Below are 18158 nucleotides of genomic sequence, written 5' to 3'. Positions count from 1 at the left end.
TTGCCAATCATGTGGTGAGTCTACTCGGGGTAGTCAAGCGGAGTCGTGTCACGATTCAGTGCAATCTCACACCTGAGTGCTTTCAACCCTGCGTTTGTTGCCGAAACGGGCTAGCCCAATCAATACTCGGATGTATCAGTTTTGAGGGCGACGCAGCAGCACTGTGCCAGCCAGTGCACTGGGGAGATGGCCTCCCCGGCTGAGGCATACGGCCATATGCCCTCAAAATTTGGAGCAATAGATATGTGGTATCTGCCATTATCTATTACCTTTGAAATACGAAAACCCGGACCAGCTGGCTACTGACAATCCGGGTTTCATTCGTAGTATCATAGGAAAGGGCGGGGGGGGACGAAGGTCTTCCCGCCTCTCCAAATCGAATATAGCACTTATAGCAGAAATTCCAAGTTCCTCATTCGGTTCAACCCAACCGCTCCAGCGCGCTTTGCATCATCTCCGACGGTATATCGATAAGATGCGGCCCTTCGGTGAAAAGCAGCGCAGCCTCCACCGCTTTGCCGGGGTAAAGCGGCTCAAGCAATTTTCGGTATAGGGCGAGCTGAGCAACGTAGGCGTCGGGAACTTTTGAAAGGTCGCGCGGAGGGGGACGGTTTGTCTTGTAATCAACAATGACAACCCGGTTTTCGCTGACGGCGAGCCTGTCGATAACGCCGGAAACCGCGTGATCCTTTCCACGAATATGCAGCGTTCCCATAATTGCCACTTCGGCCAGAGAACCCTCGGCAAAGACAGTGGCGAAACCTGGCGCATCCAACACGGCAAAAACGGATTCCAGCGCATTTCGGATTTCTGCTGGTTCCCAATCAAAGGCAGCGCGGCTCATATATCGCTCAGCCGCCTGCATGCGCTGGTCATCCGGAATATCCGGCAAGGTCTGCAATAATGCATGGATGACCGTACCTCTGCGGATCGCAAATGATGGGTTCTTTCCATCGGCAACAAGCACGGGTGAGCCGGTAACCAATGGCGCTTCATCATCCGGTTCGATCAGTACCGATACGCCTGATGGCGCAAGCGGCCGTGGCAGGCCCGCTTCCCGCGGCATGGGAATTCTATAGGTCGGAGGGAAAGGCAGCACCCTCGGTTCGAGCGCGAGTTCTGGTTCCGGGACTAATGGGACGCTGCGTGGTGTCACGCGGTAACGCTTGGAGACCACGGAATCTACCACATGCTGCACCGGTTCGCTCAAATCGGCCAAAGCCGCTTCGACCAGCCCATGCCATGTGTCGGGTGCCTGCCGCGCGCCGCGATAACCACAAACGATCAGCCTGTCTTCAGCGCGGGTCATGCCGACATAGAGCAGCCGGCGATATTCCTCTTCTGACCTCACCTTCAGGCTATCGACGAGGCTAGTGGTAAAGGCAGTTGAATAGGATTTGCCGGGCACGAACAAAAATCCTTTACCGTGCCAGCCGTTTTCCTCTTTCATATCGAAGGAAAGCAGATTAGGCGTGCGCCCTCCGGACGAGGCAGAACTGCCGGAATCCACGAGGAATACCACAGCAGCCTCAAGCCCCTTTGCCGCATGTACCGTCATGATACGTACTTCGTTGCGGCTTTGATCAAGCTCGCGCTTGATTTCCGGCGTTACAGCTTCCAGCGTTTCCAGAAACGCCTGCAAGCCCGGCAAACCGGTTTTTTCGGTCGCAATGGCATAATTCTGGAATTCATCGATAACATCGCCTGCCTCGTGACCAAGACGTGCAAGAAGCTCCCTGCGCGCACCACCGCGACCAAGAATATCCGCATAAAACTCAAAGACGGGAACCGTGTCAGCGCGATTGCGCCATTCTTGAAGCCGCGAAGCAACGGGTGCGAGCAGGAGGTCATCACGGGCCTGCGCTATAAGCCTTTCGTAGAGAGTTTCATTGGCAGCCCGCTCATAGCCGAGTGTAAACAGCTGATCATCATCCCATTTGAACAGCGGGCTTTTCAACAGTGCAGCCAAGGAAAGATCATCCGATGGCAGAAGCATGAACCTGCCAAGCGCCATAAGATCCTTGATTGCAATGTGGTCAGTCAGTTTCAGCCGGTCAGCACCGGCAACCGGGACGTGGCGCTTTTTCAACTCCCGCGACAGGGCAGGCATGAATTGATCGCGCTTGCGGACAAGCACCATGATATCGCGCGCTTCCAGACGACGATTCTGCCCTTCGATGATTTCGCCATTTCGAAGCCAATACTCAATGGTCCGTGCAATATGTTCGGCAAGCCGCACCGGGGGAGCAGGAAGACTGTCAACAGGTGTGCGCCAATCATCCTCTTCCGGTGCTGTTTCCGGTGTCAGCATATCCCATATTTGCACCTCGCCGGGATCATGGTCGCGTATCGGGGTGTGGACTGTCGGTCCGTGATCCATACCGAAACCACGATGAGCCTCCGGGCGCTCAAATACCTTGTCGACAGCGGACAAAACATCCGGCGATGAGCGGAATGAGAAGTTGAGGTTAACTCGCTCGAAGCTCAGTTCTGCTTCATCGGTTTTTCGCTCTGTTGCCCTGCCATGTCTTGCAAAATCTTCCGGGATCGCACCCTGAAAGGAATATATCGACTGTTTTTCATCACCAACTGCAAAGAGGGTGCGCCGCACCTCACGTGCGGTATTGCCGGTGAAAAACTCTTCGCTGAGCAGGCGGATGACGTTCCACTGGTTCGGGCTCGTATCTTGCGCCTCGTCTACGAGAATGTGGTCAATACCCTTGTCAAGCTTGTACTGAACCCAAGGCCCCGCATCCTGTCGTGCCAGCAATGCCACTGTACGGACAATGAGATCGTCGAAGTCGAGTAATCCCCGTCCCCTTTTCATATTCTCATAACGGCCGATAAGATCATCGACCACAACCAAAGCAGACAAGGTCAACCGGACAAGACGCAATTGCTTCAGCTGGTCCAAACCTTCAAAAATGCGGTGGGCAGCTCTGTCGTAAACTTCGATGAAATCCGGGAACCGTTCCGTGACTCCTTTAGAGCCGACATAGGAACCGCTTTTGGGTTCTCCCGTTGCCTTGAGAAAAGCTGCTCGCAAGGCTTCCTCGCGTTGATCTGAGTCCGGCCCAAATTTCGCTTCGAGCAAGATCATCGCAAATTCTTGCGCACGCGCTGCACTCTTGGGTATGTCGAGAATTGATCGCAGCATTGGCCGGTCGAACTCTTCTACCGGCCATAGACGTGACAGAATGCTGTCTTCTGACTCGTCACCTTTGAAACCGAAATGCGAGTAGAACGCCGGTCGGCGCAGATTGTCATGACCGACCTCCCGAATAAACCGCGTCAGATCGTTGCGCTTGTTGACCGCCTCATCAAGCAGTTCCTGCAAACCAAATTCGCCTGCGGCTTCCAGCAGATCGGCAAAAGCGGCTGCCAGATCGACATTGTGATCAAGTCGCGCCGACTGCAGCACCTGACGCCGCGCTTCCCCGATAAGCGCGACCTGCATCATGTCGTCCATCAGTTCGAAATGCCCGGCGATGTTTGCTTCCAGCGGGAACTGATGCAGGATCGCTTCACAGAACGCGTGAATTGTCTGGATCTTGAGGCCGCCCGGCGTTTCCAGCGCTCTTGCGAAAAGGCGGCGCGCCTGCGCGAGCCGTTTTGGACCCGGCTGGGCACCGTCGATGTTTTCGATGATCTTGGATAGCTCAGCAGCGTCCATCGTTGCCCAATTGGAAAGACGGGCAAAGACGCGGTTTTGCATCACAGCCGCGGCGGCTTTCGTATAGGTCAGGCAGAGAATTTTTGAGGGGTCGGTTCCATCCAGCAGCAGACGGATAACGCGATCTGTCAGAACATAGGTCTTGCCTGAACCTGCATTGGCCGAAACCCAGACGGAGTCGCGTGGATTGGCCGCCCTGCTTTGATTGCGGGTTGTTTCTGGCGGTATGGCGCGCGGCTTTCTCATTCGCCCTCGCTTCCATCATCTGCACCGCCGGCCGACCATTCGAGAACCCGAGCCAGATGATCATAATCACCCGTCAAATCGCTTTCGCGAAATGGTAGTGCGCGGGACAAATAGCCCTTGTGCGGGTCATGATAGGCCGTCAGCAGTTCGTTCAAACGCATCCACGAGAGTTCCCCAAGCTCCGGCGCAGTCTTTTCACTGCCATTTGCCGCTGAGCCAATTCTCAAGATTGATTCAGGGTCAACTCTTCCGTTCGGCCGTAGACGTACATAAAGCAAATCTGCCGCTTTGCGCGCGCCGACCTCATGAAATGCGCCCCGAGCCAGCAAAGCTGCCTCAAGCGCGAGTTGCGGCGATAGGAGGACATGGGCCTGGCGCTTGGACGGCGTCGACCCGGTCTTGTAGTCGATGATCTCAACTGTGCCATCACGGCGTAAATCCACCCGGTCTGCCCGTCCTGAAAGTGTAACGCCAGTCGCCTCAACAGCAATTTTCTTCGAAGCTATTTCGGGATGGCGCTCGGCGATAAGGTGGTCACGTTGCCGCTCCCAGCTCAAATATTCCGGTACCAGCGATTGGAAGCGGGGCCACCAGACAGCATCGATTTCTTCCGGCAAGGCGATATCATCGAAGTACTGCCTGCCGATTTCCAGTAATAGCTTGGACGCGTCCGCACGCATAGGGTCAATGCGCTTCTCGGTGAAATGCGCCAAGATGTTATGAAACAGCGAGCCACGCTCTGCAACATCGGGGTCTCTGATCAGTGGCTCGATAGGCCGCAGCCGCAATATGCGCTTGGCGAAGATGGCATATGGGTCGCGCCGGAGTGTCTCTATCTCCGTTACCGAAAAATGTTTCGGTCGTGCTGTCAGAGGCGGCTTGGGTTCTGGCCGTTTAACGAAGTCCTCATCGGGCGCATGGTCAATTTCGCGTGTCCAGCCAAGATATTTCGCTCCCCGCTTGCGCATCTCTTCTGTCGCGTGTTTGCCGAGCACAGTTTCGAGCCGCTGCAACCAGCGTGAAGCAACCGTCGGCGCATTAGCTGAGCGTTGCGCACGCGTGAGAATGACCTGATCCATCCCCAGCGCCATTTGAAAATCATGAGCGGCGAGGCCGGTACGACGCTCTGGCGGGTCGAGATTTATGATCGACTTCATGGGGCGGGACATGAAGGGGTCGTTGCGCGTTTTACCGGGCCAAGAGCCTTCATTAAGGCCACCGATTATCATCGTATCGACCGTTTGCAGACGGGCTTCAAGCGCACCCCAGATGAACAGACGCGGGTGCGCCCCGCTCTTTGGTTTTACGACCTCTCCCGCAATCAGAGCTTCGATCATTGCGGGGAACTCCGCGACCGAAAAATCCAACCCTGAATCTGCCGAGACAAGGTTGCGAAGAAAAGCGGCAAACTGTTCTCCGGCAGCGCCCGTATAGAGCGCGGCGATATCACCCTTTTCATCCCGCGAGAGATTTTCAAGACTGGCGACAACGGCTTCGATGATTTGTGGAAGCTGCATCTGTTCCGCCAATCCGGCAAAGCCAACCAACGGTTCCACTGATTGGCTGAGTGCTTTGCAAACAATGCGAGCAGACTCGATTCTGGCCGCATTAATCTGACGAAGCCAGACAGGCTCGAAAGGCGTATTGCCGCTTTCCGCAAGACGCTTTTCAAAATGCTGTTCGAAATCGGACAGGGTAGCCCGCCCGGTACCTCCGCGAAGCGCAATCAGTTCAATCGTTTCTGCCGCCTGACGCACCACAACGCGGTCCAGTCCAAGCCGCGTGAGTGGATGTTTGAGCAAAGCCAGAAGAGCAACCGGATCGCCGGGGTTGAAAACTATATCCAGCACAAGCCGCATCAATGCTGCAGGCTGCGTTTCCCGCATTGCATGTCCGCCGGAATCATCCGCTGCGATGTTAAACCGGGCAAGCTCGGTCGATACTCGCCTTGCCAGATCGCGATCCGCGGTGATCAGCGCTGCAGTTTTTCCGGGTTGTTCGATGGCATCACGCAACGCAACTGCGATGCTCAGCGCTTCCTCCCGTTCATTGGAGGCTTCAATCAAGGCAATGGAAGCCACTGCGGCAGAGAACTTGCCGCTATTGCGATTGATATCCGCCCATGCCTCACTTGTTTCTGCGGGGCGCATGGCCTCTGCCAGAAGATTTTCCCGCTGGCGTTTTTCAGGAGTAGCATTTCCCAGTACGATTACATCCTGACGCAGGACGCCAAGTTCGCCGAGCAGCTTGCGAAGCCCATATTGCGGATGGCCAAAAATCGACGGATTGTCGTCGGTGCTGGCCAGAACATTCCAGCTGATCGCATCCATGTCGCGATCAAGCCCGGGAAGAACCAAGGCGCCTTTTGGCAACGAAGCGATCGCAGCCAGAAGCTTGGCTGTGGCAGGGATCGAACCGGTAGATCCTGCCGCTATGACCGGGCCTTGTGGTGCTTTGCGGAGGAGCCGTTCAGCCTCCAGCTCAATGAGACGATTCCGGTGAGCGGCGGGATTTGAACGCCTGCGCTCTGCCAAAATCTCCGGCCATAGGCCAGTTACGATATTGAGGAAATCAAGCGTGACCTGCCACCAGTTCGGCAGCTCCTCGGAGATGATATTGGAAAGCGTTGACCATCCCGCCGCCTCTGTCTCAACCTGATCCATCAAGCCAGCCAGATCGCGCGCCAGCCAGATCGCATCCGCAGTAGTCGCAGGAATGGCAATCTCTTCATTACCAAATAATGCGCGTACATGTTCGGGCAGTCGTTCCCGCCAAGGCCGGACAAGCTGCGCCAAAAGCAATAACCGCTCGACACCGCCTATAGGTGGCAGGAGATCAAAAAACGCGTCCGATCCCATATCAAACATGGCCGCATCTTCATCAACATCGCCAAGCGGGCGTATTACCGGAAGAATTGCCGATTTGGCGGGGCTTTTTTCAACGAGCAGTGAACGCAAGGTACGCGCAGCACGCCGGGTCGGAACATAGATGGTAGCCTGCGCCAGTGCCATCGGGTCGTTGGGGTCCACCGGATAGCCCGGTATCAAGGTTCCCGATTGCAGGGCATCAACAAAGCCCGGAAGAAATGGCGTACCCGGGGCAATGGAGAAAATATTCGGATTCTGGCGATCAGCCATGAATCCCCTGCTTGGCAATCGCTGCCTCCGCTTCGGCTATTGCTCCCGGAGTGCCTACGGTCAACCAGATGCCATCCATCGGCAGACCAAAGAGCCTGTCTGCAGCAATGGCTTCATCGAAATAACGGTTCAAAGACACCTTGCCTGAAGGCGCGCCCGCAAAAATACGCGGATGGATTATCGCCGCTCCCGCGTAGATATATGGCGAGGTTTCACCGGGTTTAAGGCGTTGCAACTGACCCTCGGCACTCATGGTAAAGTCACCAGCAACACTACCTGTGTGACCGGTCGCCTGATCCGTATGTGCGATCATCAAAAGGATGTCCATGCGTGCATCATCCCATCCTTTGGCCAGCAGGACAAGGTTGGGCCTAGCTCCATCAACCCAAAACGTGTCGGCGTTGAGAACATAGAATGGTTCGGTTCCAATGTCAGGTAAAGCCTTGATTATGCCACCCGCTGAGTCGAGCAATTGCTCCCTTTCATCGGAAATCCTTATCGCGGGAAGCTTCCGGTTTGCCAGATGAGATTCGAGTTGACTGGCGAGGTAATGGACATTCACCACCGCTCGCTGCACGCCTGCAACATTTAAGGCATCCAGCCCCCAATCGATCAATGGTTTGCCGGCTACACTAACCAACGGCTTTGGAATCGTGTCGGTGATCGGCGCCATACGCTTGCCCAGACCTGCAGCCAGAATCATCGCAGTGCGAGGTATCATGCATCAATCCTTCCGGCGAGTATTCCGTGCTTATCGCACCAATCCTTGACCGGTGCCAGAGCAGGATGACCCATTGCCCTTTCAAGATAGGTCTGAATACGCGGGAGGTGCTTGAGATAAAATGGCTTTCCGTCACGCTCATCAAGGCGAACAAATATGCCGAGAATCTTGGCGTTTCTTTGTGCCGCCATGATGGCAAAGGCTTTTTTGAAATTAGCTTCGTCAAAAGCTACCGTTCCCGCGCGCCTTTCATCAATATAGGCGGCCAACAGAAAATCCTGTAACCCGGGCTCAATTGTCACCCTGGCATCCATGACCAGAGACGCAACGTCATAAGCTGCCGGTCCGATCATGGCATCCTGGAAATCGATCAGACCAACACTGTCCAAACCAACGCTGCCCGCTTGCCAAAGGATGTTGGGGGAATGAACATCGCGCAGGAGTAGGCTACACTCTACGTCATTTAGCTGGCTAAATACATTACTCCAAGCAGATGTATAAGAGCTCTTCAAGTCCGGACTTAGTGGAGCCTTATTCTTGCGTGGCACATACCAATCCGAGAGAAGCTCTACCTCAATCATCATTGCATCAAGATCGAAATCGTGAATTCGATGAGTGCTGCCGACCGTCACGGAAGTCGTATGGGGCCATTGTACCTGATGCAACTTGGCCAATACGCGTACGGTCGCTTCATAACGCTCGGGGACAGGTGCCCCAGCCTCGTCAAGAATGCCTTCACTACCAAGATTTTCGATCAGGAGAAATCCGTGCGGCAAATCCTCAGCATGGATTTTGGGAACCCTGAAGCCTTTGGATTCCAACAGCCGGTCGAGCGCAACAAAGGCATTCACAGACTGCGACAGATGCGCGATCTGCATATAGGTCTTGCCATCGCGCAAAATTGGGCCACCCGGATTATAGGGCGAGTTCATCAGGATAAGCGGAGTTTCACTGCCCGTAGAAATGGTTTCATAACCCCGTGCAGAGGCATCGCCCAGCAGGTAGCGCCGCTCGGCGTGCGGCAATCCCGCCTTTATCAGAAATGAGCGGATCAACATGGAGCGCTCAAGCCGGGCAATAAATTCAGCTTGGCCTTCAATAGTGGCTTTTCGCCCGGCTCCCTGATCCCGCAAAGTGATGTTCACGCTGACTGGAGGCAAAAAACCCTGTGCGCGTTCAGGCCATTCCACCAGCACAGCACCATCCAGAAGCGCTTCATCCAGACCAAGCTCGTCAATCTCGTCGGCAGCCGAAAGGCGATAGAGATCGACATGGCTGACAGGCAGCCGCAATTCCGGATATGATTGCACGATGGTAAAGGTCGGGCTCGGCACATCATAATCTGCATCGTCGGCGATCGTGCGGATCAACCCACGGGCAAAGGTCGACTTGCCCGCACCAAGATCCCCATTCAAGGTGACAAGATCACCCTTGCGCAAGCAAAGCCCGACGTCCTGACCCAAACGTGCCGTATCATCGGCGGTAGGAAGGTCGACAACCAACGACGTCATGCAGATTATTCGGCAGCGAGGCTGAAGGTACGCGCCTCCAGCGGGAAACGGCACGTAACCAGCGTACCCTTGCCGGCAGAACTGCTTATATCAACGGTTCCGCCATGCAATTCGACAAAGCCCTTGACGATAGAGAGGCCAAGGCCCGCACCACGTTTACGGCCGCCATTCGGATAGGGTTGGAAACGCTTGAAGATGCTGTCGAGAACATAGTCCGGCATGCCCGGACCGCTATCCATGACGCTGAACACCATTTCGCTCTGCTCACGCCAACATTTAAGGGTGATCGTACTACCCTCCGGCGCATAATTTGCAGCATTGCTGAGGAGATTTGCCAGGACCTGCTTGATGCGGGCGGCATCGGCACGGAATGAACCTGTGCCGGTCTCGATGCGCGTATCAAGCAGAATATTATGCTCCTTGAGGCGATCCGCGACTTTCTCGGACGCCACCGTAACTGCATCGGTGACCGACACATCGCTGATATCCAGTTCCATGATTCCCGCATCTACTGTTGCAAGATCGAGAATGTCATTGACGATGGTCAGCAGCACCGATGAGGAAGTGCCTATATGATCAAGGTAATCACGTTGGCGATCATTCAGCGGGCCGGTCATCGGCGTTTGCAGAAGCTCGGTAAAGCCCATGATGTTGGTCAGGGGCGAACGCAACTCGTAAGAAACATGCTGAACGAAATCGTTTTTCAGCTCGTCGGTGCGTTCAAGCGCTTCGTTCTTCTCTTTCAATGCGCGCTCAACCTGAACAGAGTCCGTCACATCGACAAAGGTCAGCATTGTCTGGCCATTAGGCAAAGGCGCCGTCGCGTAGGACAATATCTTGCCGGTCGTCAGTTCAATATGGCCGGAGAGCGAGCGGCGCTCATCATCAAATCCAGTGACCGTTGTTACAAAGGATTCCCAGTTGTCTTCGTCGGAAACGGGCTCGCACACCTGTCTGATTGCAGAAATATGCGTACCTTCGGCGACCTGCTCACTCTTGAGAGACCACAGCGACGCAAATGCGGGATTGGCAAGACGTACTTTTCCATCCGACCCGAACACCGCAACACCTTCTGCGAGGTAATCAAGCGTCTGACCCTGCACTTTTATCAGCGTGTTGTAGCGGCTTTCCAGTTCAAGCTTCTCGGTAAGATTTTCGAATACCCACGTAACCCCGCCTTTCGGCTGTGGGTTGACGATGACCCGCAATGTCCGGCCATCGGTCAAATGCCATACATATTCCTGCGATTCGATGGAATGATAAGCCGTCAGGACCTGCTCTTTCCAACGGCGCCAGTCAGGCTGCTCAGGCAATATTCCATCACTGCGGAAACGATCCAGCAACATGGCGTTATCCGGATTGCTTTCCAGAAACGGTGTCTCAAGCCCCCAGAGCTTCGCAAATGCCTGGTTGAAGAATTGCAGCTTGCGGTTCGCGTCAAACATGGCAACCGCAGAATTCAGCTGATCGAGCGTATCGGAGTGATTGAGCACAGTGCGCTTGAATTCTTCGCGTATCAGCTCCGTCTCGCTGATATCAATCGCCATGCCAACCGAACCATTGCTGGCGGTAATGTCGGTGACTGCAAATACATGCCTGTCACCAGCAATTACAGTCGATAGCTGATCATGAAACTTGCGATTCAAAGTCTTGTCACGCTCGATTCGCTCACGCGCCTGTATGCCGAAAAGTTCACGCCCATCGCGAACGGCGCTGCTTGGATCACGCTCATCCACGGCCTTGGCATAGGCAAGATTGACCCAGTCCAACTGGCCTTCACCGCCGCGGCTCCACGCGGGCATGTCAATTGCATCCAGCAATCCTCGCAAGGTCGCTACAGCTTCGCTGAGATGGTAGTTTTCCGTTTTAAGAAGAGCCTGCGCTGCCCGAACTTCGCCCGGGTTGATAAACCGCACGATGGCATAACCGCCTGAAGTACGGCCCTGCACCTCCAATGGCGCGCCCTTTGACGTTTCAATTGCTATGTCGAAAGGGCGAGCTTTTTCGCGCAATGCCGATACCGACCGGTCGAGCAGTGTGACCGACTCCACCCGTAACCAGCGGCCAAATGCGAGAAAAAGTGAGCGGCTTTCCGGAACGCCGATTTCAGGCGGCAAACTGCCAATGAGCGCTGGCGTAGCGGAATTGCCTTCCCAGACAATGACCCGCTGATCTTTAAGATTGAGCAAAGCTTCATTGCGCTGAACCGTAACGTTCAGATCGGCAACCTTGTCGCGCAAATGGCGATTCTCGTGGGCAATTCGGCTGCGCTCGCGAATTAGCCAGCCTGCGGAAAGCAATGCGGCGCCCATGGCACCCAAAAACATTGCGAACTGCACGACTTCAAATGTTCCGACCTTCATCCCGAAAGGGGCGTCGATAAGGCCAAGCACGTCTTCGGCACGGGCAGACAAGGAGGATGTCAAAAGAATTGGCAGCGCTGAAACCGCACTCAGCGCCCGGGTTTGCAGCCTGTTCAGCACCGATCGATTGTGTGCTGCATCTTCACTGCGAACATCACCGTTAATTCTCATGTCAATCGTCGCAGCCCCATCCAGACGAATGCCGGTAGCTCTTTTCCATCTGGTTTTCAGCCATTTGGCCCATCAAGAGCAACGTCATCCCGAATCACTACAATAAACCTTGAGGGAATCGACGGGAAGAACTATGCGCAAAAAAGAAAGCCGGAGAATTTGTCAATTCTCCGGCTTCTATATATTGTGGGTATATTCTAACTATATCAATATCTGTAGTGGTCAGACTTGAACGGACCCTTTGGAGTTACGCCGATATAAGCAGCTTGTTCTTCCGAAAGGACCGACAATTTCGCGCCAAGCTTGTCGAGGTGCAAGCGAGCGACCTTTTCGTCCAGATGTTTCGGCAGAACATAGACCTCATTCTTGTACTGCTCGCCACGGCTGTAAAGCTCGATCTGCGCCAGAACCTGATTGGTGAACGAGGCAGACATGACGAAGCTTGGGTGACCTGTCGCATTGCCCAGATTGAGCAGGCGTCCTTCCGAAAGCAACAGCAGGCGCTTGCCATCCGGGAAGGAAATCATATCGACCTGTGGCTTGATATTGTTCCACTTGAGATTGCGCAGAGCAGAAACCTGAATCTCGTTGTCAAAGTGGCCGATATTGCCAACGATGACCATGTCCTTCATCCGGCGCATGTCATCAATGGTAATGACGTCCTTGTTGCCGGTTGTGGTGATGATGATATCGGCCGTTGGCGCTGCGTCTTCCAGCGTAACAACTTCAAAGCCATCCATAGCGGCCTGCAATGCGCAGATCGGATCGACTTCCGTCACCTTGACGCGAGCACCGGCACCGAGCAGCGACTGAGCCGAGCCTTTGCCAACATCGCCATAACCGCAGACAACAGCAACCTTGCCAGCCATCATAACGTCAGTTGCGCGGCGAATGCCGTCCACCAGCGATTCCTTGCAGCCATACTTATTGTCGAACTTCGACTTGGTCACGCTGTCATTGACGTTGATGGCAGGGAACGGCAGGAGGCCCTTCTTCTGCAACTGATAGAGACGGTTGACACCTGTCGTCGTCTCTTCGGTTACGCCCTTGATTGCATCGCGCTGCTTTGAAAAGAAGCCCGGTGTTTCCTTCATGCGCTTCTTGATCTGCGCAAAAAGGATTTCCTCTTCTTCACTTTCAGGCTTCGAAAGAACATCTTCGCCAGCTTCGGCGCGCGCGCCGATAAGGATGTACATGGTGGCATCGCCACCATCATCAAGGATCATGTTGGATGGCTGACCATCCGGCCACTGGAAAATCTGGTCCGTATAGGTCCAATATTCTTCGAGCGACTCACCCTTGACCGCAAAGACAGGTGTTCCGGTAGCCGCGATGGCTGCCGCTGCGTGATCCTGCGTCGAGAAAATATTGCACGATGCCCAACGGACTTTCGCGCCGAGTTCCTGCAAGGTCTCGATGAGAACTGCGGTCTGAATTGTCATGTGCAGCGAGCCGGTAATGCGCGCGCCCTTGAGCGGCTGCGACTTACCGAATTCTTCGCGGCTGGCCATCAGACCTGGCATTTCGGTTTCAGCAATGTCCATTTCCTTGCGGCCCCATGCGGCCAGCTCAAGGTCTTTGACTACATAATCCTGCTTATCGGCCATCTTTTTTCAGCTCCGTCTTTGTTTTCTGATCGGCAAGGCCCAAGTTTTCAGACCGCCGGAGATGCGCTTGACTAGCAGATATGCCCCTCGCGCACAATGGGACATAAAGAAATCCTTATGCGTGCATATCCAGCACTGCATCAGGCCTCTGTTAGTGTTTGATAATTCGCCGCTTTATCTGAAGCGCAGGTTCTCTCGGGAGAGCTGATCTACCGACGTACAGCCCATGAGTTTCATGCCCCGCTCGACCTCAATTCTCAAAAGATCGACCGCGCGGTCCACACCTTCTTCGCCGGCAGCTGCCAGCGGGAACAGATAGTAACGCCCTACGCCAACCGCTTTTGCACCAAGAGAAAGAGCCTTGAGGATGTGTGTTCCACGTTGAACGCCACCGTCCATGATCACATCGATCTTGTCACCCACGGCGTCAACTATTTCGGCAAGCTGATCAAAAGCCGCACGTGAACCATCAAGCTGACGGCCACCGTGATTTGACAAGATTATTCCAGTGCAGCCGATATCGACGGCTCGCCTGGCATCGGCAACAGTCATGATGCCTTTAAGGCAAAACTGCCCGGACCACAGCTTGACCATTTCTTCCACGTCGTCCCAATCCAGCGAAGGATCAAGCATTTCAGTGAAATATTTGCTGATGGACATGGCACCGCTTTCCATCTGCACATGTCCTTCAAGCTGCGGCAGCCGGAACTTCTCATGAGAGAGATAGTTGAGAGCCCACATCGGCTTGATGGCGAATTGCAGCATGCCGGCCAGATTGAGCTTGAAGGGAATAGAGAAGCCCGTTCGGCGGTCACGTTCACGATTGCCACCGGTGATACTGTCTACTGTCAGCATCATGACCTCGACGCCTGCACCTTTTGCCCGCTCCATCATAGCGCGGTTCAAACCGCGATCCTTATGGAAATAGAACTGATAGACTTGAGGCCCGCTATGCTGCTGGCGCAATTGCTCAAGATCCACGGTTCCCAAAGAGGACACACCAAACATCGTGCCATATTTGGAAGCCACATTGGCTACCGCATGCTCGCCGCGATGATGGAAAAGCCGCTGCAGAGCGGTAGGCGACAGGTAAAAGGGCAATGCCAGTTTCTGTCCCATGATCGTCACTGACATATCGACCGATTCAACGCCGCGAAGAACATTGGGCAGCAGGTCGCAGTTTTCAAAGCTCGCTGCGTTCCGGCGAAGTGTTACCTCATCGTCGGCTGCACCATCAATATAATCGAAAATCGGGCCGGGCAGGCGTTGTTTGGCTAAGGCTCTGAAGTCATGGAAATTATAGCAATCGCGCAGACGCATCAAAACCTCATGTCAACTTGATAAACAGGGAGATGGCCTTTGTGATCGATGATCAGGCTTCTTCACCGAATTTGTCGGCAATCAGCGCGCCAAGAGCTTTCATGACCTCAGGCGCCTGACGGCCCGATGCGCTGACCTTGATGCAGCATCCGGGCGACGCTGCAAGCATCATCAATCCCATGATGGAAGTGCCACCAACGGTCATGCCGTCTTTTTCTACACGGACATGGGCATCATATCCATCGACAAGCTGGACAAACTTTGCAGAAGCGCGCGCATGCAAACCGCGCCGGTTAACAATCTCGAACAGTTCGACGAGAGCATTTTCAGCATTAAATGTGCCAGTTGTTTCGGCAGTCAGGCGCATTCATTACCTCTATTTGGCTGTCAGCACCTGACTGGCGACATTGATGTATTTACGTCCGGCATCCTGGCTTTCTTTTAGGGAAGCCGCCATGTCGTTGGTAACCCGGACACTGGAAAGCTTGATCAGCATCGGCAGGTTGACCCCGGCGATAACTTCCACGCGTCCGGCCTCCATAACCGAAATTGCAAGATTGGATGGTGTTCCGCCAAACATATCAGTGAGGATAATGACGCCCGAGCCATTGTCGGCACGTGCAACCGCATCAACGATATCTCGCCGGCGTTGCTCCATATCATCATCCGCACCGATCGAGACGGTCTCCAGATATTCCTGCTGCCCGACCACATGCTCAACCGCATGATGAAACTCTTCGGCCAGTCTTCCGTGCGTCACAAGCACGAGTCCGATCATTCTGAAACTGCTCCTGTCGCGCCAGCCCGTTGAAGAGTAGGCTTTTTTCTGCGCTCTAAAAATGCCCCGTTTGGCAGGTGTCGCATTCTGGCAGGACGAATCACGAAGGCAAGCAGAAAATGTCATACACATGGCAGTCAGTCATTTTATCGCAGGATAACTGAATAAGCCGCTGAATTGGCCCGATTATTTTTTCCATTCTGGTTTGAACAACCATGCTTCGATCGACCGGCAGGCGGATTCAACTTCGCCGGCGGGCAGTTTCAGCTGCGTAATTGCGACGCCTTGCAGTTCAGCAATAGTGTTTTCATGCATTCGTGGAGCTTGTGCTGGCTCAACCAGATGCACCAAAAGATGAATTACTGCACGCGGCTCAAAAGCAACCTGATGCAATCCAGACCCTCTTACCTCCAATCCGCCACGAAGTGTTTCCGGCGTCGTGCAGAGCAGGCGTCCAGATACTGCCTGCAGCAGACATTGGTCATCGCTTATTAGAGTGGCGTATTGTGCGCTGGCAGAGGCTCTATCAATAAGAGCATTTGCAATGGATGATTTGCCAGAACCCGAAGCTCCCGTGATGATTATACCGCGGTCGCTAATGACAAGCGCCGTCGCATGGATCAATTCCCCTGCCAGTGCGCTCATGCCTCAACCGGCAAAATGGCAATGAACCTCGCACCAAGATAATTATCCGGATTTGCAGGATCTATAATGTTCTCAGCATTAAGCGTGCCGCCGTGGGCTTCTATGATCTGGCGGCTGATCGAAAGGCCAAGACCGGAATTTTGACCGAACGCTTCGCCCGCCGGGCGATCCGTATAGAAACGTTCGAATATCCGATCAATCTGCTCGACGCGAATGCCGGGTCCATTGTCCTCGACAAGGATGCGAACTCTGTCGCCCAAATGCTGGAGCGTTACTGTGATTACGCCATCATCTTCCGGAACGAAGGATCGCGCATTCTCGATCAGGTTGGAAACGACCTGCCCCAAGCGCAGATCATGCCCAACGACAAAGAAGCCCTTGCGGTTGTTGGGCAGCTTGTCGACAACGAATTCGATCCGCGTGTCTTTCTTGTTGCGGCGGACTTCCCGCGCAGCAATTACCAGATTGCCCAACAGGAACTTGAGGTCCACATGTTCGGAATCTTCACGCGCAAGTTCTGCATCAAGCCTGGATGCGTCGGAGATATCCGTGATTAATCGGTCAAGGCGGCGTACGTCATGCTGAATGACATCCATCAACCGTTTGCGGGAATCGTCATTCTTGGCCAATGGCAAAGTTTCAACAGCGCTTCGCAGCGAAGTAAGCGGGTTTTTCAACTCGTGGCTGACGTCAGCGGCAAAGCTTTCTATCGATTCGATCCTCGCGTAAAGCGCGTTGGTCATATCGCGGATGGATGTCGAAAGGTGTCCTATCTCATCTTGGCGCTCGGAAAAATCAGGGATTTCTTCCCGGTTCTTTACCCCGTGGCGAACGCGATCTGCGGCGGCAGCAAGCCGGCGAAGCGGATTGGCAATTGTGGAAGCCAGAAACAGCGACAGGATCGCCATGACCAGAGCTGCAACCGTAAACACGCGGATGATTGCGTAACGCTCGCCCTGAACGATCTTATCAATGTCGCCGCCTTCAGTTGATAGCAGCAAAACGCCAAGCACTGCACGGAACCGCTGGATCGGTACAGCGACAGAGACGATCTGCTCGCCTTTTTCAGTCATGCGCACGATAGTTGCCGGCTGCCCTGTCAAAGCCTTGACGATCTCCGGATAGGACGAGCCGTTCCCGCCGGGAAGCTCCTGATAGACTGGCAGATCGCTTCTGCGCAAAAGCCTTGTCATGCGATTGGTAAGGCGCTCAAAGAAACTGGGCTCTTCCCCGTCAATCGGGGGCAGATCATAGCGCAGGACCTGCCCGCGCGAGTAAAGGTGGCGCGAATCAAGCAGGAGATTCGAATCCCGGTCATAGATTCGCGCACGGGTCCGCGTGGGCGAAATCAGTCGGCGCAAAACCGGCGCGACACGCTCGGGATTGATTGGGAAATCCAGATTATCCAGAACATCCGGCGATGGCGTGATGCTTTGCCCCGCCTGAAGCTCCAGAAGCTTTTCCGGATCAATCGCAATGGAGTTGGTGTCGACCGTCGCTGATGAAGCGATTGCACCGGCGATGATTTCACCCTGCGTCATCAAGCTTTCGACGCGTGCATCAATCAATCCATCACGGAACTGATTGAGATACATGATACCGGAAAGCAGCACGGCCAGACCTGCAAGATTCAGGAAAAGGATGCGCCGCGTCAGACTTGAGAAAAGGTAATTGCCAAAAACGCGATTAAGCGGCTTGAACAGCCGTCGCAGGGCAAGCGAGCGCTTCCGGCGCATGACGGCGCTCTTGCGCGTAATATTGCCGCCTCGCAGTTCGGCTACCATCTTGGCCTCAAAACATTCGGAACAGGCTGCCTCTTCGCATTCATAACGCGTCGAGACAACCATATTTTATAAACAGATCGCCAGAGAATTAAGACTCGAAATGGCGATCTGCCTTTATTATTCGCATCGGATTATCCGAAAACCGGTAACTACTTTTCGGTCCGATGCGCCATCACGTCGCTTTGAAAGCAGGATCGCCCGC

Annotated in this window: 11 protein-coding genes; all 11 read right to left on the bottom strand. The window is 54.3% G+C overall.

The genetic code is table 11. The features are described from left to right. Nucleotides 1–421: 421 nt before the first annotated feature. The 11 genes from addA to PMI41_RS18355 all read right to left on the bottom strand — a co-directional run bounded on the left by addA (nucleotide 422) and on the right by PMI41_RS18355 (nucleotide 17956). Entirely contained in the window at nucleotides 422–3919 is a 3498-nt protein-coding gene (addA, locus tag PMI41_RS18405) for a double-strand break repair helicase AddA (RefSeq protein ID WP_008127376.1), read from the bottom strand. Further along, nucleotides 3916–7056: a double-strand break repair protein AddB gene (addB, locus tag PMI41_RS18400; protein WP_008127374.1), complete on the bottom strand. Its 3141-nt coding sequence runs from the start codon at nucleotides 7054–7056 to the stop codon at nucleotides 3916–3918. The genes addA and addB overlap by 4 nt, the downstream gene beginning before the upstream one ends. Further along, a complete protein-coding gene (locus tag PMI41_RS18395) occupies nucleotides 7049–7777 on the bottom strand; it encodes a nucleotidyltransferase family protein (protein ID WP_008127372.1) in 729 nt (242 codons plus the stop codon). Before PMI41_RS18395 ends, addB begins: the two co-directional genes overlap by 8 nt. Next, entirely contained in the window at nucleotides 7774–9288 is a 1515-nt protein-coding gene (locus PMI41_RS18390; protein ID WP_008127370.1) for a bifunctional tRNA (adenosine(37)-N6)-threonylcarbamoyltransferase complex ATPase subunit type 1 TsaE/phosphotransferase, read from the bottom strand. The genes PMI41_RS18395 and PMI41_RS18390 overlap by 4 nt, the downstream gene beginning before the upstream one ends. A 5-nt stretch (nucleotides 9289–9293) precedes the next feature. Continuing rightward, the gene (locus PMI41_RS18385) at nucleotides 9294–11822 is read right to left on the bottom strand and encodes a PAS domain-containing sensor histidine kinase (RefSeq protein ID WP_008127368.1); all 2529 of its coding nucleotides are present in this window, start codon (nucleotides 11820–11822) and stop codon (nucleotides 9294–9296) included. A 206-nt stretch (nucleotides 11823–12028) separates the two neighbouring features. Then, entirely contained in the window at nucleotides 12029–13429 is a 1401-nt protein-coding gene (gene ahcY / locus PMI41_RS18380; RefSeq protein ID WP_008127366.1) for an adenosylhomocysteinase, read from the bottom strand. Between the two features lie 174 nt (nucleotides 13430–13603). Then, the gene (locus PMI41_RS18375) at nucleotides 13604–14749 is read right to left on the bottom strand and encodes an alpha-hydroxy acid oxidase (protein WP_008127365.1); all 1146 of its coding nucleotides are present in this window, start codon (nucleotides 14747–14749) and stop codon (nucleotides 13604–13606) included. Nucleotides 14750–14801: 52 nt separating this feature from the next. Beyond that, nucleotides 14802–15116: an HPr family phosphocarrier protein gene (locus PMI41_RS18370; protein ID WP_008127364.1), complete on the bottom strand. Its 315-nt coding sequence runs from the start codon at nucleotides 15114–15116 to the stop codon at nucleotides 14802–14804. A gap of 9 nt (nucleotides 15117–15125) precedes the next feature. Further along, the gene (locus PMI41_RS18365) at nucleotides 15126–15527 is read right to left on the bottom strand and encodes a PTS sugar transporter subunit IIA (protein ID WP_008127362.1); all 402 of its coding nucleotides are present in this window, start codon (nucleotides 15525–15527) and stop codon (nucleotides 15126–15128) included. A gap of 186 nt (nucleotides 15528–15713) precedes the next feature. After that, nucleotides 15714–16172, bottom strand: a complete 459-nt coding sequence (locus PMI41_RS18360) for a serine kinase of the HPr protein, regulates carbohydrate metabolism (protein WP_008127360.1) — start codon at nucleotides 16170–16172, stop codon at nucleotides 15714–15716. Beyond that, a complete protein-coding gene (locus PMI41_RS18355; protein ID WP_008127358.1) occupies nucleotides 16169–17956 on the bottom strand; it encodes a sensor histidine kinase in 1788 nt (595 codons plus the stop codon). The genes PMI41_RS18360 and PMI41_RS18355 overlap by 4 nt, the downstream gene beginning before the upstream one ends. Nucleotides 17957–18158 lie beyond the last annotated feature (202 nt).

It is taken from the genome of Phyllobacterium sp. YR531 (assembly GCF_000282595.1).
Taxonomy (GTDB): Bacteria; Pseudomonadota; Alphaproteobacteria; order Rhizobiales; family Rhizobiaceae; genus Phyllobacterium.
This window is presented reverse-complemented; position numbering and strand designations above follow the sequence as displayed.